The organism is Neobacillus sp. FSL H8-0543 (assembly GCF_038592905.1).
In the GTDB taxonomy this organism is placed as follows: Bacteria; Bacillota; Bacilli; order Bacillales; family Cytobacillaceae; genus Neobacillus.
This window is the reverse complement of sequence record NZ_CP151943.1, coordinates 4,603,992-4,629,858: the sequence shown is the minus strand read 5'-3', so window position 1 is coordinate 4,629,858 and position 25,867 is coordinate 4,603,992. Positions and strand designations below refer to the sequence as shown.

23 protein-coding genes are annotated in these 25,867 nt (G+C 39.6%); 1 reads left to right on the top strand and 22 read right to left on the bottom strand.

The genetic code is table 11. The features are described 5' to 3' along the window. Positions 1-128: 128 nt before the first annotated feature. From NSS81_RS23120 to NSS81_RS23015, 22 genes are all read right to left on the bottom strand, one after another. Positions 129-833: an FCD domain-containing protein gene (locus tag NSS81_RS23120; RefSeq protein ID WP_342430959.1), complete on the bottom strand. Its 705-nt coding sequence runs from the start codon at positions 831-833 to the stop codon at positions 129-131. A gap of 230 nt (positions 834-1,063) precedes the next feature. Beyond that, entirely contained in the window at positions 1,064-1,843 is a 780-nt protein-coding gene (locus NSS81_RS23115) for an enoyl-CoA hydratase-related protein (protein ID WP_342430958.1), read from the bottom strand. Positions 1,844-1,884: 41 nt separating this feature from the next. Further along, positions 1,885-2,784, bottom strand: a complete 900-nt coding sequence (locus NSS81_RS23110; protein WP_342430957.1) for an ABC transporter permease — start codon at positions 2,782-2,784, stop codon at positions 1,885-1,887. Positions 2,785-2,830: 46 nt separating this feature from the next. Continuing rightward, the gene (nikB, locus tag NSS81_RS23105; protein WP_342430956.1) at positions 2,831-3,781 is read right to left on the bottom strand and encodes a nickel ABC transporter permease; all 951 of its coding nucleotides are present in this window, start codon (positions 3,779-3,781) and stop codon (positions 2,831-2,833) included. Positions 3,782-3,794: 13 nt separating this feature from the next. Continuing rightward, positions 3,795-5,822 carry a dipeptide ABC transporter ATP-binding protein gene (locus NSS81_RS23100; protein ID WP_342430955.1) on the bottom strand — a complete coding sequence of 676 codons (2,028 nt, stop codon included), beginning with the start codon at positions 5,820-5,822 and terminating at the stop codon, positions 3,795-3,797. A gap of 201 nt (positions 5,823-6,023) precedes the next feature. Beyond that, positions 6,024-7,646 (bottom strand): ABC transporter substrate-binding protein, encoded by a 1,623-nt coding sequence (locus tag NSS81_RS23095; protein ID WP_342430954.1) that lies wholly within the window; start codon positions 7,644-7,646, stop codon positions 6,024-6,026. A 116-nt stretch (positions 7,647-7,762) separates the two neighbouring features. Continuing rightward, on the bottom strand, positions 7,763-8,203 hold the full coding sequence (locus NSS81_RS23090; RefSeq protein ID WP_342430953.1) for a MaoC/PaaZ C-terminal domain-containing protein: 441 nt from the start codon (positions 8,201-8,203) through the stop codon (positions 7,763-7,765). Between the two features lie 55 nt (positions 8,204-8,258). Further along, positions 8,259-8,762, bottom strand: a complete 504-nt coding sequence (locus NSS81_RS23085) for a MaoC family dehydratase (protein ID WP_342430952.1) — start codon at positions 8,760-8,762, stop codon at positions 8,259-8,261. Between the two features lie 57 nt (positions 8,763-8,819). Next, positions 8,820-10,013, bottom strand: a complete 1,194-nt coding sequence (locus NSS81_RS23080) for a CoA transferase (RefSeq protein ID WP_342430951.1) — start codon at positions 10,011-10,013, stop codon at positions 8,820-8,822. Between the two features lie 14 nt (positions 10,014-10,027). Next, entirely contained in the window at positions 10,028-10,405 is a 378-nt protein-coding gene (locus NSS81_RS23075; RefSeq protein WP_342430950.1) for a hypothetical protein, read from the bottom strand. Between the two features lie 2 nt (positions 10,406-10,407). After that, entirely contained in the window at positions 10,408-11,754 is a 1,347-nt protein-coding gene (locus NSS81_RS23070; protein WP_342430949.1) for an acyclic terpene utilization AtuA family protein, read from the bottom strand. A 38-nt stretch (positions 11,755-11,792) separates the two neighbouring features. Further along, complete coding sequence (locus NSS81_RS23065) at positions 11,793-12,971, bottom strand: acyl-CoA dehydrogenase family protein (protein ID WP_342430948.1); 1,179 nt, start codon at positions 12,969-12,971, stop codon at positions 11,793-11,795. Between the two features lie 273 nt (positions 12,972-13,244). Continuing rightward, positions 13,245-14,471 (bottom strand): MFS transporter, encoded by a 1,227-nt coding sequence (locus tag NSS81_RS23060; RefSeq protein WP_342430947.1) that lies wholly within the window; start codon positions 14,469-14,471, stop codon positions 13,245-13,247. Positions 14,472-14,718: 247 nt separating this feature from the next. Further along, positions 14,719-15,495: an enoyl-CoA hydratase-related protein gene (locus NSS81_RS23055; RefSeq protein ID WP_342430946.1), complete on the bottom strand. Its 777-nt coding sequence runs from the start codon at positions 15,493-15,495 to the stop codon at positions 14,719-14,721. A gap of 41 nt (positions 15,496-15,536) precedes the next feature. After that, positions 15,537-16,301 carry a 2,4-dienoyl-CoA reductase gene (gene fadH, locus NSS81_RS23050; protein WP_342430945.1) on the bottom strand — a complete coding sequence of 255 codons (765 nt, stop codon included), beginning with the start codon at positions 16,299-16,301 and terminating at the stop codon, positions 15,537-15,539. Positions 16,302-16,382: 81 nt separating this feature from the next. Then, complete coding sequence (locus tag NSS81_RS23045) at positions 16,383-16,820, bottom strand: MaoC/PaaZ C-terminal domain-containing protein (RefSeq protein WP_342430944.1); 438 nt, start codon at positions 16,818-16,820, stop codon at positions 16,383-16,385. Positions 16,821-16,834: 14 nt separating this feature from the next. Next, the gene (menE, locus tag NSS81_RS23040) at positions 16,835-18,352 is read right to left on the bottom strand and encodes an o-succinylbenzoate--CoA ligase (protein WP_342434130.1); all 1,518 of its coding nucleotides are present in this window, start codon (positions 18,350-18,352) and stop codon (positions 16,835-16,837) included. A 42-nt stretch (positions 18,353-18,394) separates the two neighbouring features. Beyond that, positions 18,395-19,924, bottom strand: a complete 1,530-nt coding sequence (locus NSS81_RS23035) for an acyl-CoA carboxylase subunit beta (RefSeq protein WP_342430943.1) — start codon at positions 19,922-19,924, stop codon at positions 18,395-18,397. 53 nt (positions 19,925-19,977) lie between these two features. Next, the gene (locus NSS81_RS23030; RefSeq protein WP_342430942.1) at positions 19,978-21,129 is read right to left on the bottom strand and encodes an acyl-CoA dehydrogenase family protein; all 1,152 of its coding nucleotides are present in this window, start codon (positions 21,127-21,129) and stop codon (positions 19,978-19,980) included. A 19-nt stretch (positions 21,130-21,148) separates the two neighbouring features. Further along, entirely contained in the window at positions 21,149-22,297 is a 1,149-nt protein-coding gene (locus NSS81_RS23025) for an acyl-CoA dehydrogenase family protein (protein WP_342430941.1), read from the bottom strand. A 121-nt stretch (positions 22,298-22,418) separates the two neighbouring features. Next, positions 22,419-22,637: an acetyl-CoA carboxylase biotin carboxyl carrier protein subunit gene (locus NSS81_RS23020; protein WP_342430940.1), complete on the bottom strand. Its 219-nt coding sequence runs from the start codon at positions 22,635-22,637 to the stop codon at positions 22,419-22,421. A gap of 16 nt (positions 22,638-22,653) precedes the next feature. Further along, positions 22,654-23,439 (bottom strand): enoyl-CoA hydratase-related protein, encoded by a 786-nt coding sequence (locus NSS81_RS23015; RefSeq protein ID WP_342430939.1) that lies wholly within the window; start codon positions 23,437-23,439, stop codon positions 22,654-22,656. Between the two features lie 254 nt (positions 23,440-23,693). Between NSS81_RS23015 and NSS81_RS23010 the strand changes: the two genes are divergently transcribed. Beyond that, complete coding sequence (locus tag NSS81_RS23010) at positions 23,694-25,832, top strand: sigma 54-interacting transcriptional regulator (protein WP_342430938.1); 2,139 nt, start codon at positions 23,694-23,696, stop codon at positions 25,830-25,832. The last annotated feature ends 35 nt before the right edge of the window (positions 25,833-25,867 follow it).

Sequence of the window (25,867 nt, the reverse complement as noted above, 5' to 3'; positions counted from 1 at the left end):
GATGCATTAATTAACAATCAGGCATTATTTTAACATTTGACAAGAATTAGCTTCAATATAAATGATGGTAAATAGTTATTTTGTTTTTACTTAACCTCGCACCCAAATTAGCAGGACCGAAGTTTGAGTTAGTAATGAACATTTTTATTTGCAGTTGCCCTCCGATAAGCTTCCATATGCCCTCGCATACGCCTTTCAGCAACCTCCGGATTCCGAGCTGCAATGGCATCATAAATTTTGCGGTGTACTTTAATTAGTTCTTCCTGTTGTTTATTTGTATATTCAAAACGAAGTACATCCTCAAAAACGAGCGACTCAATAATTTTCATCAGCATGATTAGAACTCGGTTATGAGTAGCATTTGCTATCGCCATATGAAATTCAACATTTTTTTCTTCTCTAATCCCTTTTACACTTATTTCCTTCTCAAATTCAAGCATTACTTCTGAAATATACTTTAGGTCGTCATCAGTTGCTCTTAGTGAAGCCCACCTTGCACAAAGGGATTCAATTTCCAACCTTATTTCAGTTATTTCTTCATGTGTTACATTGTTAAAATTAATTAAAGTTTGAAATGATCTTAACAATGATTTAGAATTAGGTTCCCGAATAAAAACTCCACCACCTGCCCCTGGTTTAGTAGTGATTAAGCCTTCAAATTCTAAAAGTAATAAAGCCTCTCTTGCAGTTGCTCTACTACAAGACCATTTCTCAACTATTTCACGTTCTGAGTAAAATGAGGCTCCTTTTTCATACTCTTTTTCGAAAATAATATTACGAAGTTCATCAGAAATTATACTGGATAATTTAGTAATTGACCTTTCATTAACCATAGTTCACACCTCTATTTTGTTGTACAAGACTCGAACAAGAAACTACATTAATAACTGCATAATAAATTACTCATAGTATTCAGGAATCAGAATTATATTATTATTTCATTATAACGGTTTATAAAAGGATTAATAGCTATTTAGATTATAGCAATCAAATAAAATTAGTTTAACAAAGGTTAACCCAACAAAGAAAATTTTCTTGACTAGGTTAACCTAGTGGTTTTTTATTACTTGCCTTGATACTTAGCAGGTCTTTTTTCTAAAAATGCATTTACCCCTTCTTTATGATCAATTGTAGTTTGGAGTACTACCTGATTAGACCGCTCCATTTCCAATACACTTTCTAAATCATTTACAATTGCGAGATTGGCAATTTTCTTAATCTGCCCAATTGCAATACTCGGTCCTTCCGATAGCTTTCGAGCATATTCCATTGCCTTAGAAAAAAGCTGTTCTTTAGGGTATAACCGATTGACCATTCCCCAATCGAGGGCATCTTTCGCGGAAATAGGTTGTGCTGTAAACAGGATATCTTTTGCACGATACAGCCCTATCGTCCTTGGCAAAAAGAACATTCCACCATTATCTGGAATCAAACCGACCTTTGAAAAAGTGAAAAAAAACTTACTTTCTTCTGCCGCAAAAATAATGTCACAGGCTAATGCCAGACAACACCCACCTCCGGCAATATTTCCATGTACAGCTGCAATAATTGGCTTTTCTAAATGACTCATTGCTAGAATAAGTTCTTTTGTTTTGCCTAAATATTCAAATGTATCGATAGGAATGGATTTGTCCATATTTTTTATGTTTCCGCCTGAACTAAAAGAACGACCTGCACCTGAAATTAGGACAGCTTGAATATCAGGGTTTAATTTAGCAAATTCCAACGCATGAAGCAACCCTTCTTTCAGCTCAAGATCGAGTGCATTAAGGACATCTGGCTTATTTAAGGTAATGGATAATACTTTATCCTCTTGTTTCACAATTAACCCTTCCAAATTCAATTGAGTTACCTCCTTTTTAAACTTTATTATCCTGCCATGTTTTATGAAGATAACTTAGGATCCAAGAAATCCCTTAATGCATCCCCTAATAAGTTAAAAGCTAAAACACAAAAAGCAAGTGCCAAACCCGGGAATAAGACAAGCCAAGGAGCTGTTTCCATAAAGCGGCTGGCATCACTTAACATTAATCCCCAAGAAGGATTTGGCGGTGGTGTTCCGATTCCCAAGAAACTAAGTGAAGCTTCAGCAATAATTGATTGACCAAAAGCTAAACTTGCAAGTACGATAATTGGTGCACCCATATTAGGGATTGCGTGTTTCCAAATAATCCTGAAAACACTTGAACCTATGGAACGGGAGGCTTCTACATAATTTGTTTCTCGAATCCGTAACATTTCACCCCGAACAATTCTTGCAAACCGTGGGGTTTCAATGATAATTAGGGCAATAATCACATTCTGGATTGCTGGACCTAGTAACGCTGCGATAAACAAAGCTAAGATTAAGGATGGAATGGACATCACCGCATCCATGATTCGTTGAATAATCATATCTATCACTCCACCAAAATATCCAGAAACAACACCAAAGAAAATCCCAAATATCATTGAAAACAAAACGGAGGCAAATCCTACAAGAAGAGATATCCTCGATCCGAAAATAATTCTACTAAAAACATCTCTACCCAAATCATCTGTACCAAAAATATGGTTTGCACTTGGGGCAGCCAGGATGGCTTGCCTGTTTTGTGAAATAGGATCATAGGGTGCTATGATAGGAGCAAATAGGGAAATTAATATCACTAATAATATGAAACCAATTGAAATGGCTCCAATAGGTTGAGTTTTAATAAAACGCTTGCAGTCTCCTCTAAATTTGATTACTTTTGTATTCCTTTTGACAATACCTTTTTTTTGCATTTCCAATTGCAATTCCTGCATTTTTTCACCCCTTGTATTCAAGATAGTAATATTGACAAATGATTTTTTAGTTGTTACGAATTCTAGGATCAATCCATCCATACATCACATCAACTACAAGATTAACGAGTAAAAACATTGATCCAAATGTTAGAACAGAGGCTTGAACAATTGGGTAATCTCTTATGGTTACGGATTCAAATATCAAGCTACCCAAACCTGGAAGAGAAAAAATCGTTTCAAGAACAACAGTTCCACCTAACAGAGTCCCTATCTGTATCCCAATTAACGTAATGACAGAAACTAAGGAATTTCTAAGCGCATGTTTGTAAATAACAACACGTTCTTTCGCACCTTTTGACCGTATGGTCCGGATAAAATCAGTATGGAGAACTTCCAATAATGCCGAACGTGTCATTCGAATGATGCTGGAAGCTAGTGTAACAGCTAAAACTAAAGAAGGAAAAATCATTTGTTGAAGGTTTATAATTGGGTTTTCCGAAAATGTTTGAAATCCCAAAGGCGGGATCCAGTTAAATACGAGTGATAAAATCATAAGTATTATTAATCCTAACCAAAAATTTGGAATGGACAGGCCCCCTACAGAAGTAACACGGAGGATATGGTCAATGAAAGTATTATGTTTGACAGCTGAAATGACACCAATTGGGATCCCAATGATTATAGCCAAAATGACTGACAAGAAAGTAAGCTCCAACGTAACGGGCATGCGGTTAGCAATCATTTCCACTACAGGTTGGTTTGACCAAAGCGAATTGCCTAAATCTCCTTGAACCGCACCAGTTAACCAAACCACTAGCTGGGCACCAATACTTTTATCAAGACCAAGCTGCGATTTTATTTCATCCACTTGTTCTTCTGAAACCGAGCTGGCTTCAGCAAGCTGGAGCGCAACAACATCTCCCGGTACCGCACGCATCACAAAAAAAACAAATATTACCATTATTAGGATAACTAATATTCCATACATTAAGCGCCGCAAGATATACTCAATCATTAAAAGACCCCCTCTAATAAATATGGCAAGAAACTTTATGACCTGGGGAGACTTCCTTCAAAACCGGTTGCTGATGTCTACAAATGTCAAATGCAACAGGACATCGTGTATGAAACTTGCATCCTGATGGAGGGTTTGATGGGCTTGGCACTTCCCCCTTCAAAATAATTCTCTCAGATTTCCGTTCTGGATCAGGGACAGGAACCGCTGATATAAGGGCTTGTGAATAAGGATGAAGTGGATTTTGAAATAAAACCTCTGAGTCTGCTATTTCTACAATTTCACCTAAATACATTACCGAAACCCTATCTGAAATATATTTCACAACATTTAAATCATGTGAGATAAATAAATAGGATAAACCCATTTTTTGTTGTAAATTTTTTAGGAGATTAAGTATTTGTGCTTGGATGGATACATCAAGGGCAGACACTGCTTCATCACATATTAATAAATCTGGTTCTGTTGCGAGTGCTCTAGCGATTCCAATCCGTTGTCGCTGTCCCCCTGAAAATTGATGAGGGAATTTTTGAATATCATCCCTTTTAAGTCCGACGGTTTCTAATAGTTCTATAATTCTATCGTATTTTCTCTTCCCCTTGGCGAGGCCATGTACCTCCAGCGGCTCTCCAATAATATCCTCGATGGTCATTCTTGGATTGAGAGAACTAAATGGGTCTTGGAATACAAATTGAATCCTTTGCCTTACTTTTTTTAAACTCTGACGGTCGATTCGGCTGATATTTTGTCCAGCAAAATCAACAGACCCTTCAGTTGACTTTAACAAGCCCGTAATTAATCGACCTGCTGTTGATTTACCGCAACCTGATTCACCAACTAGACCAAGTGTTTCTCCTTCATATATATCAAATGAAACTCCATCAACCGCTCTGACAAACCCCACTGTTCTAGAAAAGATCCCTTTCGTAATGGGAAAATACTTTTTCAACCCCTTTACTTCAAGAACTACTTTGTTTCTATTTTTTTCTATAAGGGGGGTTTCTATCATTTCTACAACATCGTCGTCAGGTTGGTACGAATTTCGCAAGGCAAACATTTGATTTTCGTCTTTCATCCAGCATTTGCTAAAATGGCTGTCTCCAAGATTAATCAACGGAGGTTCTTCTTGTCGACAAATATCACTTGCATACTGACATCTAGGGTGGAACCTACAGCCTGTTGGCATGTCTTTCAAGCTTGGTACAGAGCCCTTGATAGCCAAAAGCCTTTCATTTTTATTTGTTTCTATTTTTGGAATGCTTCTTAACAGCGCTTCCGTATAGGGATGTTCTGGTTTTTTAAACAATTCTATGACATTTGATTGTTCGACAACTTGTCCAGCATATACAACGACAACACGGTCAGCCATTTCAGCCACAATGCCAAGATCATGTGTCACAAGGATAATTGCAGTACCAAATTCCGTTTGCAGATTTTTTAAAAGTTCCATGATTTGTGCTTGTACCGTTACATCTAGGGCTGTCGTAGGTTCATCTGCAATAAGGAGATTCGGACGGCATGCAAGTGCAATCGCGATCATTACTCTTTGCCTTTGTCCACCAGATAGTTGATGAGGATAAATGGACATTCTTTCTTTCGCATCGGGTAGCCCAACAAGTTGAAGTAGTTCTACAGCACGGGAATGGTACTCCTTTTTTGGTAAATCTTCATGGATCTTTATTGCTTCGATAATTTGATCACCAATTGTGTATACTGGGTCTAAACAAGACATAGGGTCTTGGAATATCATGGCAATCTCTTTTCCTCTTACCTTGCGAATCTCTTCATCTGTCAAATCGTTCAAGTTTATATCATTGAGTAATACTCTTCCTGACGATATTTTCCCGGATTTCTCCAATAAACGTAATATAGACATAGCTGTCACACTTTTACCTGAGCCAGATTCTCCTACAATAGCAACTGTTTCACCCTTATTAATATGGAATGAAATTCCATTCACTGCTTCTAGGTATCCTGAACGAGTTTGGAAGACAGTTTTCATTTCATCGACTTGAAGTAAAACCGATTGCTCTTTACCCATTTAAATTCCTCCTTCCTAATACAACTATAAATTCAAAATATAGTTTTCTCGGATCATCTCATTTGTATCTAGAACAAGAAATAGACCCTTTATAACTGGAGTACAAGCATTTTATTTTAATTTTACTCCTAATATAAAGGGTCACTTTTATGTCCTTTCACGCACTAAATCCTAAAAAACACTCAATATTTATCCAACTTTTTATTTGTCTAGCCACACATTTTTCATATGAATATTTCCATAATTAGAATGCGGGTCAAAGCCTCTTACATATGGTTGTTTAAAATAGTGGACGTGATAGGCAAATAAATTAACATGGTTAGTCACATTTTCAAAAATATATCTTTCAATATCATTCATATATTTAATTCGCTCATTTTTGTCGAGAATTAAATTTTGTTGTTCAAGCATTTCATCAAGCTTAGGATCACTCACACCTTGCCAATTTCTAAATCCATCACTTTTAAAAAATGGTACTAGACTTTCGCTAGGGTCAGTCACTGGAGTAATCAGACCCATCCCAATATCATACTCTTTCTTTGGCCATCTCTCAGAAAAGAAGGTCGCATATTCTAATACTTCAATATTTACTTTAATCCCAATTGCTTTTAAATCTTCAGCAACCCACTCAGCTACAGTAACTAACTGTGGACCATAACCGTCTGTTACAATCATTGAAACTTCAAATCCATCTGGATAACCCGCTTCCGCCAACAGCTCCTTGGCCTCTTCCGGGTCATAAACTAGATATTTTTCCCGTTCCTCCAATGGTATTGCCCATTCCTCTAGAGTTGGTAAGAGGTACCCCATGTATTCTCCACTACCATAAATAGACTCCCATGCGCCTTCACGATCAATCGCCATACTCATCGCTTTGCGGACAAGAATATTATCTAATGGTTTTCTAGTTTGATTAATAAACAATCTGGTTCCGGTGAGGATTTCGGTTTGTAATTGAGTATCTGAGGCAGACTTCTTGAGCGTTTCAAAATCTATTTTTGAATCCGTATATACTACATCTGTTTGTCCTGTTCTAAAGGCATTGATTTCTTTCGCTGCATCTCCATTAGGATAGATTGTCACACCATCAAGATAAGGCTTCCCTTTTTCAAAGAAATCAGAATTTTTCTTAAAAACTGTACTCACACCACGTTCCCATGATTCTAAAATAAATGGACCTGTACCGATTGCTGCGTTGTCCAAATCGACCTTCCCATCTGTAGCTTCCCTTGGTAAAATCCACATCAAATAACTTGCCAGGTGATTTAATAGTGGGGCGAATGGCTCAGAAAGTTTGAATACAACCGTGTAGTCATCAGGTGCTTCTATGCTCTCCACTTTTACTAATGAACTAGCCTGAGGTCCCGGAAGCTTTTTAATTCTATCCATCGTAGCAATTACATCATCTGAGGTGAATTGTCTCCCATTAACCGGAGCGATGTTCTGCCATTTAACGTCATCTCTTAAATGAAATGTATATGTCTTTCCATCTTCGGAAATCTCCCAACCTTTTGCTAAATCGGGGATAACTTCTCCACTTGAAAACTTGTCTGGACCAGTAGAAAAGGTGACTAATTTATTGTATACTAACCCGATGCGACTATTTGTAGCAGAAGCGGATGTCTTATGTGGGTCAAGAGTTTTCGGGTCATCGTAATCATAAAAACTCAAGGTACCCCCTTCCTTAGGATCTCCTGTATTACTAGGTTTATTGGTATTCTCATTATTTGAAGTCTTTTCAGTATTCTTTGTTTGGCAAGCAGTAAGCATGAATAAGGTAAGGATTAACATAAAGCTAGACATGATCCACTTCTTATATGACATTTAGTATTACCCCCTTTTTAACATAAAAGCGCTTTCATATTTTAGACCTACTAACAACCAAAGAATTAATACTAGCAATCCATCCACCTTACATTCTACTATTAATAAAATGAATACTATTCAAGCGGCAGCTTAATAACTGCCCTTCCAGGGGCACAAACCTCGCCTTTCTCATTTATTTCCTTTAAGTCAACAGTCACAAGACCCTCGCCATTTTCCATCTTTTTTTCAACAATTATCCCTTTACATGTTAGTGTTTCTCCTGGTACAGCAAAGCGTTTAATATTAACCTCTAACGACTTTAATTCACCTTTTTCTCCCATCCAATCCGTACACAATTGGGTTAAAAAAGCGCCATGAAGATGCGAGTGTACCAGTACGTTAGGATACCCTTCCTTAACAGCATAATCTTTATCATAATGGATTCGGTGTGTGTTCCAGGTTATTGCACTGTAACGAAACAATTGCAATGTGGTGGTATTTTTTTTCAGTACTGGTAATTCATCGCCAACATGAATCTCTCTAAAAACCACCTGGTCCAATTTAGTATTCGGCATTAATAAACTCCCCTCTCGATTCTCATTTTTGTCATATCTCATTACAGCTAACTATCTATCTAGCAATAACTGTCCGTTCACTGATACAATAGATCTTTTCCTTCTCATCCTTGTAAGTATTTTTAAGTACAAGAAAGGCAATAAGACCTTTTTTTCCTTCCTTCACATGTGTATCGATTACTTCCGTCGTCAGATACAAATCTGTTCCCGCAACGATGGGGTTATAAAATTTTTTCATTTCACCTCCACCCATCACCCGGACCCCTTGTAGACTTGGAGGTAAAATCCCGCCAGTTTTCGGGGTTCCATCTTCATGCAAATCCTCTTCCTTTAATCCTACCGTCCAATCCATAATTGATGCCACCATATTTGGAGGGGCAATAATATCTGCATATCCCCGTTGTCGGGCGTATTCTTGATCATGATATAAAGGATTATCATCACCAATTGCTAGAGCATATCGCTGAATCATTAATCCAGACATTATTCCTAGGTGTTCTTCATTTTTTTGACCAATGCTTGCTTTGAAGTGTTCTGCAACTTTTTCAATTAATGTCATTTACACCTTCTCCTTTTTCATAATAATTTTTACACTTAATAGGAACCCATAGAGTTTCTATTTAATCACTTTTTTCTCATGCAAAATACTAAGCTCATCATCTGAAATATTAAGAAACTCTTTTAAAATCCAATCTGTGTGCTCACCTATTAAAGGGGCTGGTCGTACTTCATCAAGAGGCGAATCGTGTAATCGAATAGGAGAACCTGGAACTGGTACCTCTCCAGCTATCGGGTGATTTACTTTCCTAATCATTTTTCGAGCAATCAAATGCTCGTCTTCAGCTACCTCAGCGATTGATAAGACAGGTGAGCATGGGACATTCGCTGCTTTAAGCCCTTGAATGAGGTCCATCTTTTTCTGTTGTTTTGTGTATTCAGCTACAATACTGTCGACCGTATCAATTTGATTTGCTCTGTCTACATTACTTTTAAACCGTGGGTCTGTTAGCAGATCCTCTCGGTTCATAAAATGAGCTAGATTCTCCCATTGTTTTTGAGTTATACAGAAAATTGCAAGGTAACCATCTTCAGCAGGGTATATGTTATATGGCGCAACTGCTAAACCGCTATGACGATTACCGGTTCTTTCTGGAATATCATTTCGTTTGCTATAATGTGCTCCTAATGGAGATGCAAGAGTAGGATAAATTGTATCATGCATTGAAACTTCAACTAACTGTCCTTTTCCAGTTCTCTCTCGCTGATACAAAGCAGTTGTTATTCCACCAAACAAATGAATACCACCCATAAAATCCGCCACAGCTACTCCCGATTTTACTGGCGGACCATCTGGAAAACCAGTACTAGTCACCACACCGCCAATTGCTTGTATGGTCACATCCATTGCTGGCAAATTTGCATATGGTCCATCTAAGCCATACCCTTTACCTGAAGCATAGATTAAACGTGGATTTATTTTTTCTAAGGTAGGATAATCTAACCCTAATTTCTCCATGGTGTGAAGGCTAAAATTCTCCACTAAAACGTCTGCTTTTTTGACAAGTTCAAGTAACAGCTTTTTTCCATCCTCTGTTTTTAAATCTAGAGCAACTCCATATTTATTGGAATTCATCATTAAAAATGAATGTGATATCTCTCCATCATGAACACGTTGGTGGAGTACTTCTCCTTGTAGGGGTTCAATTTTGATGACTGTTGCTCCTTGATAAGCGAGCATTAGCGTACAATATGGTCCATTATAAATCTGTCCTAAGTCAAGCACTATAATGTCTTCCAGAGCTTTTTTCATAGCCTATTCACCCCTCAAGATATGGAATTTGACTGACCAATATATAAGGAGTCTTTTTTATCATTTTTTAGTAATCCTTCGTCTATATCAACTTCCATTCGTAAAATAACCGCTCCCATTGTTTTTCCTAATCCATCTATTCTAAGAGAGGATGAACCACCTCCACCTAACGCTTCTTTCAAATGAAATTTAAATGCCAGCACGTTAGGTACTTCATATCGAATAACATCTCCTTTAACAAGATCCCCATAAAAAGCTTTCACTTTTTCTTCAGTAAGTTCTTCTTTTAAATAAGCATAAATCCTTTCGTTACTAGCAAAAATATTTACATCCGAATCATTTCCTTTATCACCGCATCGAACTTGGACCAATTCCTTTAACAATACTTTCATGCTTACATCTCCACCTTCACTTGTTTTTCTACTAATTCCTTAGGTATTAATATAGGACAAATACCTAACAATTGGGTTGCTCTGCCCCTACCAAGCATCCCCGCAAGAAATGGTGGTCCACTTAAACCTAAAGGAGAGACAATACGTGAAAGTCGGGTACCATCACTTCTTTTTCTTACTTTTATTGCTAACCTCAAGAATACTTCATTCAGGTCTGGATCTGGTTCGTTAATTACAGATCTATGCATTGAGTTATATCCTATATAAGAAATATCAATGTCTTCATACAGTAGTTTGTCCCTCTCCATATGGGCAATAAGGATTTCAGAGGCACTTTTAGCCTTTTCAAGTGCATCTGGCCAACTATATCCGAAAATGGCTTCTGCCATATAGCCATCGGCATAACCGATTAATGCCTTGTAAGTATCTGTTGCCGGTTTTCCAGTTGAACCATATACACGTACTTGATTCTCACCAATGTCTTCTAGACAGGTATCAGCTATATTAACAACAACATCTGGTAATATATAATTATATGGATCATGTACTTCATAAAGTAGTTGTTCCTTAAGTGTATCTCTTGAAACAAGGCCACCAGTACCAGGAGCTTTTGTAATTATTGCTTCCCCCAATTCATCTACTTCAGCGATAGGAAACCCTATATTAATCAAATCAATAGATCGCCAATCACCGCTAAAGTTACCTCCAACCGCCTGCCCGGAACATTCCATTAAATGACCAATCGTCATCCCCTTTGCCAATCGATCCCAATCATCCCATTCCCAGCCAAACTCATATATCATAGGGGCCGCAAACTGAGCTGCATCAATGGTTCTTCCTGAAATCACAATATCTGCACCTTGTTGTAGTGCCTCAACTAGTGGTTTAGCGCCTAAGTAAGCGTTTGCAAATAATAGTTCATAATCGTTATGTTTAAATGATTCTTTGGATTGCATATTTACTAACAGGTTATTCTGTTTTAACTCTTCTAAATTACTCATCATATCATCACCATATACAACGGCGACCTTTAAATCTAAATTTAACCTTTTAATAATTTCATCTACAACTTTTTTTGCTCCTAATGGATTTATTCCACCTGCATTTGTTAAGATTTTAACCTTTTTCTCAACGCATAAAGGAAGAAGTGTTTCCATAAAGGGACCAATATCTTTCGTATATCCCCACTCTGGATTTTTTTGCCTATCTTTTTGTAAGATTGCCATCGTTAATTCAGCTAAGGCATCAAAACATAAATAATCAATATTTCCATCTGTAATACTTGGAATCGCAGGTATTATTGAGTCACCATAAAAACCAGTTGCAGCACCAATCCGTATCTTTTTCATAAACAGGTCCTCCATTATTAGAGATTTAATTACTAGTTTTATATTTTACGTTTTCCACTTAAGAGATCTCTTGAAATAACCATTCTATGGACCTCAGATGGTCCCTCTCCTACTCGTTTAATTCTTAGTTCTCTATACCATCTCTCAAAAGGCATCTCCTTAGCTAATCCCATTCCACCAAAAATTTGAATAACACGATCAATTATCCTGCCAGCTGCCTCAGTTGCATAAAGTTTTGCTGCAGAAGCCTCATACCTAGCGTTTTCACCTAGGTCTGCTTTCCAGGCTGCTTCATAGGTCAACCATCGAGCTGCACGTAACTCAATTTCAGAATCAGCAATCATCCATTGAATTGCTTGTTTATCAGCGAGTTTACTTCCAAATGTCTCACGGATATTAGCGTATTCTATGGCTTTCTTTAACGCTGCTACCGCTAACCCGATACAACCGGCAGCATACGGAATACGATTTCCAATCAACCATTTCTGAACAAAGTCGAAACCATGACCAACTTCACCTAGTACATTTTCTTCAGGAACCTCCACATTATCAAGAAATAGTTCACAAGGATACCATGGCCTGATTACTGGAATAAGTGCATGCGAAAAACCTTCCATCCCTTTCTCCACGATAAAAGCAGTAATACCCTTTCGTCCTTCTCCCGTTCTAGCGAAGACAATACCATAATCCGCTGTATCAGCACCGGAAATAAATACCTTTTGGCCGTTTAGGACCCACTTATCTCCTCTTTTCTCTGCACGAGTACGAATGGAACGGGCTGGATCAGAACCACCACTCGGCTCAGTAATAGCTATAAAACCAGAAAGTTTTCCCTCAATAGTAGGGTAAACATATTTTTCTACTTGCTCTTTAGTCCCATCATATAAAATATCTGGAGGAGATTGTCCAAATGCTCCAAGTCCGGGATTATAAGCACCTAATTTATGCTGAGAAGCCTCTTCAGCAATAATTGTTCGAGCAAAGATGCTTAGCTCCTGTCCCCCAAATTTTTTAGGAGCGTTAAACTGATACAAGCCTGCTCTTTTAGCCTTTTCTTGTAATAGTTCCAGTTTGTCTTTAGGTAAATGTGTAGCATCGAAATCCAAATCCTCTTCCAAAGGAATTACCTCATCACGGATGAAATTTCGAACCATTTTCTGTAACATTTTTAATTCATCAGATAATACAAAACCATCAAATGCAATTTTACTTATCAAACTGATACCTCCAATGTTAATAAGGATATAAGTGATACAACATTCAGAAAATACTGACTTATTAATCATTATAACTATTATAATGATTATGTCAATTTGATTTTCTATATTCTTATTTTTTTCTAGCGATTCTAAATTTTTTATAATAATCCCATTAAAAAGGTGAAACTATTATATATTCCTAGCCTTCATCTATAGTAAAATTCCCCGAAAAACAGCAAAGGACCAGTGATAATATCACCAGTCCTTTCTTGTTTTTTCTATAAAAATTTATTAAATTAGCTGCTTTGTATTTTCCGGAACAAAGACCTCACGCTTTACTTTCTGTATCGGAAGCAGTGTACCTATTAATGCGATCATCGCGCAGCCTAATAAAACATTGGAATACCCAGAAAGTGCAACGGTTGATAAAATTCCAAATACGACTAAGTCTAATAAAGAATCAACAATAGAAAGTAATGAGATTGTTGTTGCCCTTACCTGAGACGGAATCAAGTCATTACTCAATTGTGTGTAAATTGGGTATCGAATCGCTCGAACGAATCGCAGAATGAAAAATGCACCTAAAATCATTAAAAGCGACTCTTCAAATAATGCAGAAAGTAATAGACCTCCAACAGCTAAAAAACCGGTTACGTTCATCAGTAGCTTTCTTGAGTACCGACTTGTCAGCCACCCAATCGAGTTTGAGGAAACGTAGCCCATTACTGAGGCACAGGCGTACATGACACCAATCATAAAGACGGGAAGCCCCGCATTGGTCATTAATGGCTGGTCAAAATATCCATAGACGGCTCCAGCAGATATAAACACGAGTGTAACATTTAAGAACATCATTAATAATTGAGGTGCTTGTTTAATAACCTCTACCCCATTCCTTACTTGTGTGAATGGATTTTCGCGATAAGAGGTTAGTTTTTTAGGTTCTATCACTTGAAAAACAAGGATTAATTCAATGAGATAAAACGCAACACCCATCAAAATTAACAGGATAAACTGATCATTTTGTAAATCCTTCGCAAAGTAAGCACCAAATAAAACAGCAAAAATCATTGAAATAAATCCTGCTGATTGGATATTCCCCATCGCTCGATCCATTTGATTTTCGTGGCCACTTTCTTTTAAAGATTCATAGATTAGTGCTTCATCCGCACCTGAAAAGAATGTGACGGAAAATCCATTGATAAAGCTGTAGAGAAAGAACACCCACGGCTCATACGCTACCAATAACAATAAGATACTAATAATTTTTAAGAAAGTTCCAGTCAAAAACGATATTTTTGCCCCAAAGCGGTCAGCAAATACACCAGTCGGAACCTCACCTAGTAGTACTGCTCCGCTCCAAAACATTAGAACGATAAGAATTTCCGAAGATGATAACCCTCTTTCTGTATAAAAAAGGGTCAAAACTGGTGCCAAAAAACTAATGGCTCCAAAAAATTGAATCCAAAACATGACACGTATGTTGTGCCCTGCTAACGTACCTTTTAAATGTTTCATATCTTAATTATCTCCTACTCAGGTTTATTTTCAGTACCCTCATTAATGTAGGAGTTTGCTTTAATCCTTAAAAGTCCACTCCTACTTTTTGACTTAGAAATGTTTTGATGTTTTTTGACATGTTAAATTCCTCCTAATTTTCGATAACCAAATAATACCACAAAAGAGTCATCAACGAACAATTCAAAATAACTATTAATCAAATGACATATGCATGGCTAAAAAAGGTGACAGGCACCATTTTACTTTATTTTCCTACAAAGTTCGGTGAACGCTTTTCGATAAAGGCACGTATTCCTTCTCTTGAATCCTCGCTTTTAAATGCCTCTTCTGAATAACTCCACTCTTCACGGAAGGCGAGATCCATCGGTAGGTTCATTAACCGGAGGACGGCTTTTTTTGTACTCTGAACAGCGATTGGACCATTTCGGCAAATAATCTCCGCCACTCTTTCTACTTCTTCCATCAATTGTCCTTTTGGCACCACTTTATTAATGAGTCCGATTTCTTTTGCTTCCAGTGCAGTTAATTGCTCCCCTGTGAGCAAGATTTCCATGGCTCGGCAATAGGGAATCTGCCGTACTAATCTAACAAGTGAGCCAGCAGCAGCCATGATCGACCATTTAGGTTCAGGAAGCCCGAATCTTGCATTCTCAGTCGCGATTCTTATATCCGTTGCCTCTAAAATTTCCATCCCACCCGCGAGACAAAAACCATTAACTGCTGCAATGATCGGTTTCCAGACTGGAACATTTTTCAGCATCGCCGATTCCGTTTTTTCTTGATCAAGTTTTCCTTCCATTAATAATGGAATGGTTTCCTTCAAATCTGCGCCAGAACAAAATGCTTTTTCTCCTGTTCCGGTTAGAATGATTACCCGGATATCATTGTCATGCTGTGCTTCTAGAAAATAACCGCCAATCATTTCAAAACCTTCTGGTGTCATAGCATTTAGCGCTTCAGGACGATTAAAGGTAATATACGCTTTATTTCCATCTTTTTTATACAAAACCGGTGGCTCCATCCATTCTTCCCTCCTAGATCATTTATCTCTTCCTTAAACTATTAAAAATAATGATGCTTTAGCCATTGACCACCGTCCATTGTGATGCAGTCCCCATTGATATATTCCGCTCCCGGAGAAAGCAGGAAGGACGCTAAATGGGCAATTTCCTCTGGCCGGCCAACCCTGCCTAATGGCACACCTTCAATCGTCCTTTGCAATGCTTGATTGGAACCAAAGAGACGGTCTGCTCCACCGGTGTTTTCGATTGGTCCAGGGGCAATCGCATTTGCGCGGAATCCATATTTTCCGCCCCATTCCACCGCCAAGGTCCTAGTCATTGTTAACACTCCAGATTTTGCACAAGCAGAATGGATCACTCCTGGGGCAGCTCCCCAGGCATAGGTAGCAATGATATTCAGGATACTCCCCTTTGTTTGGCTTTGAATCCAGTGCTTCCCCACAGCCTGACTGCAAAACCATGTACCATTTAGAACAATGTCAATGACTGCCTTCCAGCCATTTTCAGAAAGATCCTCTGCCGGACAAATGAAATTTCCTGCTGCATTATTGATGAGGTGATCAATTTTACCAAAGGTTTTTACCGTTTCATCGACCATAAATTGAACCTTTTCTGTGTCACGGATATCCACTTGAATTGGTAAAACTTTTCCTTCATACTGCTCAAGGCTCTGTCTTGTTTCTTCTAGTCTTTCGGCATTTCGCCCAGCAATCACGACATGGGCACCTTTTTCTACAAAGTTTTTGGCCATTGCTTTACCCATTCCACTTGAACCGCCGGTAATAATAATGACTTGGTCTTTCATCCCAAACTCCTCCTTGTTAGTTAATTTTTCCCTTGAATAAAAGTAAAAGGATGTGCTTTACCCACATCCCCCCATGAGGTCTTACATTTTTTCTTTATTGATTAATGCTTTTGAAATCCCAACAATACACTTTTCTCCAGTCTGCTTGAGAATGGATTGTTTTACGGTCACGACACCTGTTTCATTTGGTTTTTCCTCAAGGTCGATGACCTCAAGCTCAACATGAATCGTATCGTTAATAAATACAGGATGAATAAATCGCAGTTTATCAATTCCATAATTGGCTGCTACAATGTCAGGTTCCATTTTCGTCAGTCCAACAGCAAAAGAAAGAACTAGCATTCCATGTGCAATCCGCTGCTTAAAAAAGGTAGTCTTAGCATACTCAATGTCTATATGGAGCGGGTAAAAGTCTCCTGTAAGGGCTGAAAACATCACAAGATCCGTCTCTGTAATCGTCCGTCCTCTCGATTTCCACCGTTCGCCTATTTCAAAATGCTCAAAATATTTATCGTACATGTTTGATCCCCCTTTTACACTTTTTGGCGCAAAACTATTTTCAAAATTTTCCCAGTCGCATTGCGCGGCAACGCATCGACAACTTCTACCCGCTTTGGAATTTTAAACTTGGCAATTTTACCATCAAGAAAGGCTTCCACGTCCCGTACGGATAGGGACTGGCTGCTATCCTTCAGGGCAATGACTGCTTTAATCGACTCACCCCATTGATCATCTGGATAACCGAGGACAGCAGCCTCGCTTATATTTGGATGCCTGTATAAAACCTGCTCTATTTCAATTGGATACACGTTCTCGCCACCCGTGATGATCATATCTTTCTTGCGGTCCACGATATAAATAAAGCCCTCTTCATCAAATTTTGCCAAGTCACCTGTATAGAACCAGCCATTTTTAATGGCCTCCTTCGTCGCTTCAGGTTTATTCCAATAGCCCGCCATTACGTTCGGACCGTTGACAATGAGTTCACCGACCTTGCCTGGGGGAACATCCCGGTCAAAAGGATCTACGATTCGAACATTCGTATGAATCGGCTCCTTGCCTACCGACCCATTTTTACGAATGGTATTTTCTTTATCGAGTATACAGACGAAAGGAGCCGTTTCTGTTAGACCAAAGCCTTCATAAAAGGGTATATCCCGCTCTTGAAAAAATTCAAGCACCGTAATCGGACATGGTGCACCTCCAGATACGGCAAATCGAAGGGAAGAAATATCATAGGAGTTAAAATTCGGAACACTTGTTAATGCCTGCCACATCACTGGGACGAGGAACAAACACGTGATTCTCTCGTCATTGATTTTTTGGAGTAATCGGGTTGGATCAAACGTATCATCTAAAATAACGGTACCGCCTTTATAGAGCAATGGTGTCGTAAAAACACTCATTCCGCCAATATGGAATAACGGCGCTACGGACAGCGTAATATCGGAGTTGTCAAACGGTGTACTGTGGATGCTGTTAATGGCGTTCCACTGCGTATTCCCATGAGTTAACATCGCTCCTTTCGGCTTGCCTGTTGTGCCGGAAGTATACATCATCATATGAACATCCTCTAAGCGGATATCAAAATCAAGCTCTTCGTTTGATGCATTTGCAATCAAATCCTCATAGACCGAATCGTCTTCACCTGGATTATTGCCAACATGAATGTATTCAAGTAGGCACGATTCTTTTGTCCGCAGCTCATCTACCAATGGTTTCATCCTTGCATCATAAATGAAATGATAGGCCCTGGAATCATTCACAATATAGAGAACTTCATCCGTACTTAACCGGAAATTGATAGGAACAAAGATTGCTCCGATTTTGGCACAGGCAAACATCGCTTCTACCATTTCATTCGTATTGAATAAAAGGGCATTGACTCGGTCTCCTTTTCTTACACCTATAGAAAGAAAAGCATTTGAAAGACGGTTTACCCTGTCATTAAATTCGGTATACGTAAATCTTCTTTCATTGTAGATTAGCGCAAGCCGGTCAGGCCGGACTTTACTATGCTTAACAAGCCAGCTCCCGATACCCTTTACCATCACTTCTTCAACTCCCTATTAAAATAATAAACAACTTTTCTACTAACTTAATATCGTAGAATGTTTCTTTGCTGGAAGTGGAAAATCTTTATTTTCAAAGGTTTCGTATCTCCTAATTAGTTCTCTTCGTAATTCACTCGGAACAATCAGATCATCGACGACAAGCTCCCCAGATAGCTTCATAATGTCATAGCTTGCCCGGTATTGGTCCCGTAGTTCTTGGACCAATACTGCTCTTTCTTCTGGATCCGTAACAGACTGAATTTTATTATAGTAAACCGCATTTACCGCTGCTTCAGGACCCATAATCGCAATTTCCGCAGACGGAAGCGCAATCGTTGTGTCTGGTTCATAGGCTGGGCCTGCCATCGCATAAATACCAGCTCCGTAGGCTTTACGAACAATCACACACATTTTTGGCACATTTGCCGTGGAACTGGCATAAATGAAATTCCGTCCTTTTCTTAAGATCCCCTCTTGCTCAACCTTCGTACCGACCATAAATCCAGGGGTATCACATAAATACAGCAGCGGAATATTGTAGGCATCACAGGTCCAGACAAATTTCGCTCCTTTATCGGACGATTCAGGGAAAATGGCCCCGCCTTTTTGCATTGGCTGGTTGGCAACAATTCCGACTGTTTTCCCATTCAATCGACCAAAGCCTGTAACGAGTTCTTTCGCGTAATTGGCTTTCACCTCTAGAAAGCTCTCACCGTCGACAACCGCTTCGATTAATTTGCGAACATCATAGGCACGGTTCGGTTCCATCGGGATGATGTTGTCAATTTCCTCTGGCGAACGACTAGGTTCCGCTACTGGTAAAACGGGTGCCTTTGCATCGAAATGATCGGGAAGATAGGAGAGCAATTTTTTTACAATCTCCGCGGCTTCTTCCTCTGATTTGGCGATAAAGTCGGCGGATCCGCTTTTGGTGGTATGCATCGTGGCGCCGCCAAGTTCTTCAATATCTACCTTTTGCCCGGTTGCCATTTGCACCATTCTCGGTGAAGCAATTGCCATCCCTGAAATTTTGTCGACCATGACAACGAAATCAGAAAACACCGGCATATAGGCCGTTCCTGCAAAACATGGACCGTAGAGGACAGCGATTTGCGGGACACGACCTGAAAGCATGCTGTGGTTATACCAAATTTTACCTCCAGAGTATTTTTCTACATGGTATCCGCCAGCTTCATCAATCCGGCCACCTGAGGAATCAATCAAGTATAGAATAGGCCGTCTTCCACGGATGGCTGATTCCTGAATCCGTAATATTTTTTCACCATGATATTTACCGATTGAACCCGCCTTAACTGTATAATCGCTTGCCATAAAAAAGAGTAAACGGTCATCAATTTTCCCGGTGCCTGTCACCACTCCGTCTGCGGGTAGTTTTTCTTTCGTTGCATTCGCAAATAAGCCTGTTTCGTAATATGGCTGCTCATCATCAAAATAGAGCTTTAACCGGTCTCGGACAAATAATTTCCCTAATTTTTGAATTTTTTCTTGATCTGGTCCGCCTTGATAAATTCGTTCTCTTTCTGCGAGGATTTTTCTTTCCCGTTCCAAATTTCAGCACTTCCTTTATGAGATATTGAGTTCCAGTCTTCGATTTTCCTTGGTTAAGAGATGATTCCCAATTGTTTAGTAAGAATTTCATTCATAATTTGTGTGGTGCCTCCACCAATTGTTTGGATCCTGGCATCACGCCAAATTCGCTGGATAGGGTATTCCATCATATAGCCATTCCCGCCATGGATTTGCAGAGCCTGATCGGTCACGCGATTCAGCATTTCAGTGGCATATGCTTTTGCCATTGTTGCTTCGGTCACACAGTTTTCGCCTTTGTTATATAAGTAAAGGGCACGATAGCTGATGTTCCTTGCTTTTTCAATATCCACCGCCATATCCACCATTTTGTGACGAAGCACTTGGAATTCTGATAATGGCTTGTTAAACTGAATTCTTTCCTTGCTATATTGAATCGCCAATTCCAGCGCTTTTTCTGATGCTCCGATACATCCTAATGCCAAGGTCATTCTTTCATATTGGAAATTTTGCATAATATATAGAAAGCCCTCATTTTCCCTTCCGATCAAGTTTTCCTTTGGTACCCTTACATTCTCGAAAAATAGTTCTCCAGTATCCGATGAACGCCACCCTAATTTCTTCAAGCTTTTTCCTACAGAGTACCCTTCGGAATTAGTTTCGACGATAAACAGGCTGACATTCCGGTGGACTGGTTCTTCTCTGGTTTTTGCGGCAACTATCACATAATCCGCATTGATACCGTTGGTGATAAACGTTTTAGAGCCATTTAAAAGATAATAGTCTCCTTCCTTTTTAGCTGTTGTCTTCATGGCAGACACATCCGATCCGCCGCTTGGCTCGGTAATCGCTAATGCCGAGATGAGATCTCCCTTTATTCCTGGTACAAGGTATTTTTGTTTTTGCTCATGGCTGCCATATCTCCAAATATTGGTCATCGCAATTGTCGTATGAGCTCCGATTGCAGCTCCGACACCACCTGCACCACATTTAGACAGCTCTTCAGTGAACACAGCCTCCATGATCAAATCCAGCCCGCTTCCCCCATATTCTTCAGGAAACTTAATCCCTAAATACCCTAACTCTCCCATTCTTTTAAATAAACTGCTTGGTGTTTCACCGTCTTTTTCCCACTGTTCAATCTGTGGTGCTACTTCTTTTTCCAAAAAGTTTCGTACTGCTTTACGAAACATTTGATGCTCTTCCGTAAAAATCCAATGCGACATGGTTATCCTCCTCCCCTTGCTACAAGCCGATTTGCTTTGAAATAATCTCCTTCATGACTTCATCGGTACCGCCGCCAATACGTGCCAGCCTGCTATCCCTCCAGGCACGTTCAATTGGATATTCTGCCATATAGCCATTCCCTCCAAAAATCTGAAGTGCTCGGTCTGCTACCCAATGTCCCATTTGGGCTGCTGCCAATTTTGTCATCGAAATTTCCTTCGAGGGCACTTCCCCCTTTGAGAACCTATAAGCTGTTGCATATGTCATTTCGCGGCACACTTCAATTTGGGTCTTCATTTCAGCTAACAAATGTGCAATGACTTGAAAATTGCTAATCGGCTTCTGAAAAGCTTCCCTCGATTTTGCATAGTTCAATGCAAGTTCATATACATGTTCGGCACTTCCAATCGCGCCGGCCGCGCCAATCATTCTTTCCCCCTGAAGCTGCCACATGATTTGATAAAACCCTTTGCCTTCTTCGCCAAGCAGATTTTCGTGGGGGATGCGGACGGTGTCGAAGATCAATTCTGCCGTATCTGAGGAACGCATGCCGACTTTATCTAATTTTTTCCCAACGGAGAAACCTGGCCGATCTGTTTCAACCAGAAAAAGGCTAATCCCTTTTGGGCCCAGGTCGTCAGAGGTTCTTGTCACAAGCGTAATAAAATCGGCTCTTGTTCCGTTCGTAATAAACGTTTTTGTCCCATTTATGACCCATTCGTCTCCATCACGCCTTGCTCTTGTTTGAATTCCCATCACATCCGAGCCATTGTTAGGTTCAGAAATGCCAATCGCAGCTATTTTTCCCCCTTTAAGCGCAGGCTTTAGGAAACGTTCATGCTGATCCTTCGTTCCAAACTTATAGATAGGAGGTGTGGCCATATCGGTTTGAACGGCAATCGCCATCGGTAAGCCGCCACAGCCGCATTTATTCATTTCTTCAGCTAGGACCAGACCAGAAAAATAATCTCCCCCCTGACCGCCAACAGACTCAGGATAATGAAGGCCTAACAGCCCAAGTTCACCCATTCTTGTAAATACCGAACGTGGAAATTCTCCCTGTTCTTCCCATTCATCGACAAAAGGAGCAATTTCTTTTTCTACAAATCTTCTAATCATTTTTCTTAGCTGATCATGCTCCTCTGTGAAATACGGTTCATACGTCATTCCCTTTTCACCTCATTTTTATAAATCAGTTAATAATGCAACAGCAGGCTCAATAGTATCACCATAAAATCCCTTCGCAGCTTTAATCCTAACCTTTTTCATCTAAATGTCCTCCTATTCGTTAATCAGTGGTAATCTTCACAAGGACATCGCCCTCTTGAACAAACTCTCCTTCTGCTGTGTTGATGGCTGTTACCACCCCTGCATGTGTTGATTCAATCGGGATTTCCATTTTCATCGACTCTAAAATGACCAGGATGTCACCTACCTTGACAACATCGTTTTCTTTCACCTCAATTTTCCAGACGTTTCCTGCCATTTCCGCCAAAATTTCCGCCATTCTGCTCTCTCCCTTATTATTTTCCATGCCAAGTCGGCTGTCTTTTTTCAAGAAATGCAGATGCACCTTCTTTTAAATCTTCACTCATAAAGGACACAAGCCTTAACGTAGTTAAATAATCAAATGACTTCATTAAATCCATTTGTTCCGTTTTATAAAAGGCATCCAAGCTTAACTTGACAGCCAGTGGACTAAAGCCAGCCACAAGCTGGGCAAGTTTCCAGGTTTCCGATTCAAGATCTTCCGGTCTGACCACTCGATGAACGAGGTTTGCCTCCTTTGCCTGTTCTGCCGAAAGGATTTCAGCCGTCAGCATCATTTCCATCGTTTTCCGGTCCCCTACCGCACGCCGGACCCAAGGCATGATGACGAACGGTACCAATCCAAGCCTCAATTCCGTTAAACCTAACTTGGCCTCAGTCGAAGCGACGGCAAGCTGGCACATTGCGACAAGTCCTGTCCCTCCACCTAAAGCCGGACCATTGACACTTGCAATTAATGGAGTAGTTACTTCTGCACCTAATTTGAAAAGTTCCGTACTTTCTTTTCCTTCAAAATAAAGATCGGGTGCTGTTCGTTCCAAATTTTTCTTAAAGTCATTCAGATTCCCGCCAGCAGAAAAGGCTTTTCCCGCACCCGTAAGAATGATGGCTCTAATCGCGGGATTACGGTCCGCTTCCCGGATGGCATGGATGAGCTCTTTTGTTGATTTTTCTGTTAACGGGTTTCTCCTTTCTGGTTCGTTCAACGTCACTTTCGCGACGTTCTCATTTTCTTCATAGAGAATCGTTTTAAAGACCATGTCTTTCACCTCTCACTTTTTCTCTCACTATGTTTTATAATGCAAGAGACGTGCCAACTTTCTCCGTTTGGCAGAAATGGTTTGGTTCAGCTTTCTGCCATTACAAATTTGAAAACCCAACCAGAAATTGAACACGAATGAAAACAAAAATGAACAGTTGTACGAAGAAGTGAACAGTAAAAGCGTTGTAATATCTGGAAATCACCGCTATAATATGAATTGTATTAATTTTCTGAATACTGAGGTGAGAATATTTGAAGGTTAGTAGTTTTACAACCGTAAATTATGTCAAGCTATCGCTAACTAGTACGATTCGTGAAGCCATAGCCGCTTTTCTCGAAAATCGAGCTGACCTTGGCTGTATTACAAAAGACAAAAAACTAGCTGGAATCATTCATAAAAACGCCATCTATCGGGCACTGCTACATAACCTTTCGCTCGATGATCAGATTAAACCGTTAATAAATGAAAGCGTTATCACAATCCACAAAGATCAGTCACTCATTGCTGCAAGGGACATCATGATAAAAGGAAAGGTCAGTCATGCAGTCGTGCTTGACCACAATCAAGAGGTCTACGGCATCATGTCAAAGTCAGACTTGGTTAACTCCCATATGACCGTATTGCAGGATACACTAAACCGTATGAAGTCGCTGATTGAAAACCTTCAGGATGCTGTCATCTCTGTGGATTCTAACCTGAGGATCACCACATTTAATCAAACTGCTCTTAACCTTCTCCAATTAAATGGCAAACATTTATTAGAGGCGCCAATTGACCGTTTTCTTCCCCCATTCAGAAGGTGGCTAATTGAAACATTGAAAACGGGAGAAATTCAGGATGCCAAGCGAATACGCTACGATAACATTACCGTTATTGCTTCATTTATCCCCATCAAGGAAATCGACAGGGTGACAGGTGCCATGGCCGTTTTACGAGATGTCACCTCTTATGAGAACATTGCAAATGAACTAGTAACGACGAAACAGTTAAAAAAAATTCTAGATAGTGCTCTTGAATTGGCCTACGATGGCGTTGCTGTTACCGATAAGCACGGCCATATTACTATGGTTAATCAGGGTTTTAAGGAACTATTTCAACTTGATGATCATGACGAGATCATCGGGCAATCGATTATTAAAATCGCACCGCAGATTCCTTCAGGTCCCCGATTGGAGTTTGAAAAAAAAATGGAGGGCGAACTTATCCCCATCCATGGTCAAAATTGTATTGTTGCGCAAATGCCCATTTACGAGGATGGGCAAAGAATTGGCGCCATCATAAAAATCATTTTTCAGCAACTAGAAGCTTGGAAAGATATCTTTCTACATATGGATAAACTAGAAAGTGAGATTTCATACTACCGCGGAGAATTGTATCGTATCTCCAAAGATACCAGCCCCTTTGACCATGTTATCACTCACAATCCGCAAATGGAAAAATTCAAACAGGATGCCGTAATCGCAGCGAAATCTTTATCCAATGTCATCATTACAGGTGAAAGTGGTACAGGCAAAGAACTGTTTGCAGAAGGCATCCATAACGAATCTGGCCGGAAAGGAGCCTTTATTAAGGTTAATTGCGGGGCCATCCCTGAAGAATTACTGGAATCTGAATTCTTCGGTTATGCAGATGGAGCCTTTACGGGGGCAAAAAAAGGAGGCAAACCTGGAAAATTTGAATTAGCCGATAATGGCACACTCTTTTTGGATGAAATTGGCGATATGCCCCTTTCCCTACAAGTAAAGCTTTTAAGAGTGCTGCAAGAACAGGAGTTTGAAAGAATTGGTGCAACTAAACCAACCAAAGTGAACGTAAGAATTATTTCGGCAACCAATAAAGATTTAGCTGAGCTTATTAACCGAGGTAAATTTAGAGAGGATCTCTATTACCGTATACACGTCATCCATTTACACATCCCTCCATTAAGAGAAAGGCTTGATGATATTCCAGTACTTTGCACTCATTTTATTAATAAAATCAATCGAAAAACGAGCAAGAATATCAATGGGATTTCACCACAAGTCATTCACAGCTTTCAACGATATCATTGGCCAGGAAATATTAGACAATTAGAAAATGTTTTGGAAAGAGCCTTTCATTTCAGTCAAACAAATTGGATAGAGAAGAGTCATCTTCCGAAAGAAATGAATTTACTTGAAGCCCCCACTTCTCTTCCACTACCTGAAAAGTCAGAGTCAACTATGAAGATTAACCGAAAGCATTCAATGCATCAGACTGAAAAACAGGTCATCCTGCAAGCCTTAAAGGCCTGCCAGGGAAACCGCTCAAAAACCGCTGAATTACTTGGCATCAGCAGAACTACACTCTACCAAAAAATAAAAAAGTATCAAATTACTGAAGAATTAGAGGTTAAATTCTCCTCATCTTAATGAAACAACCATATAGGTAGGCCCTATATGGTTGT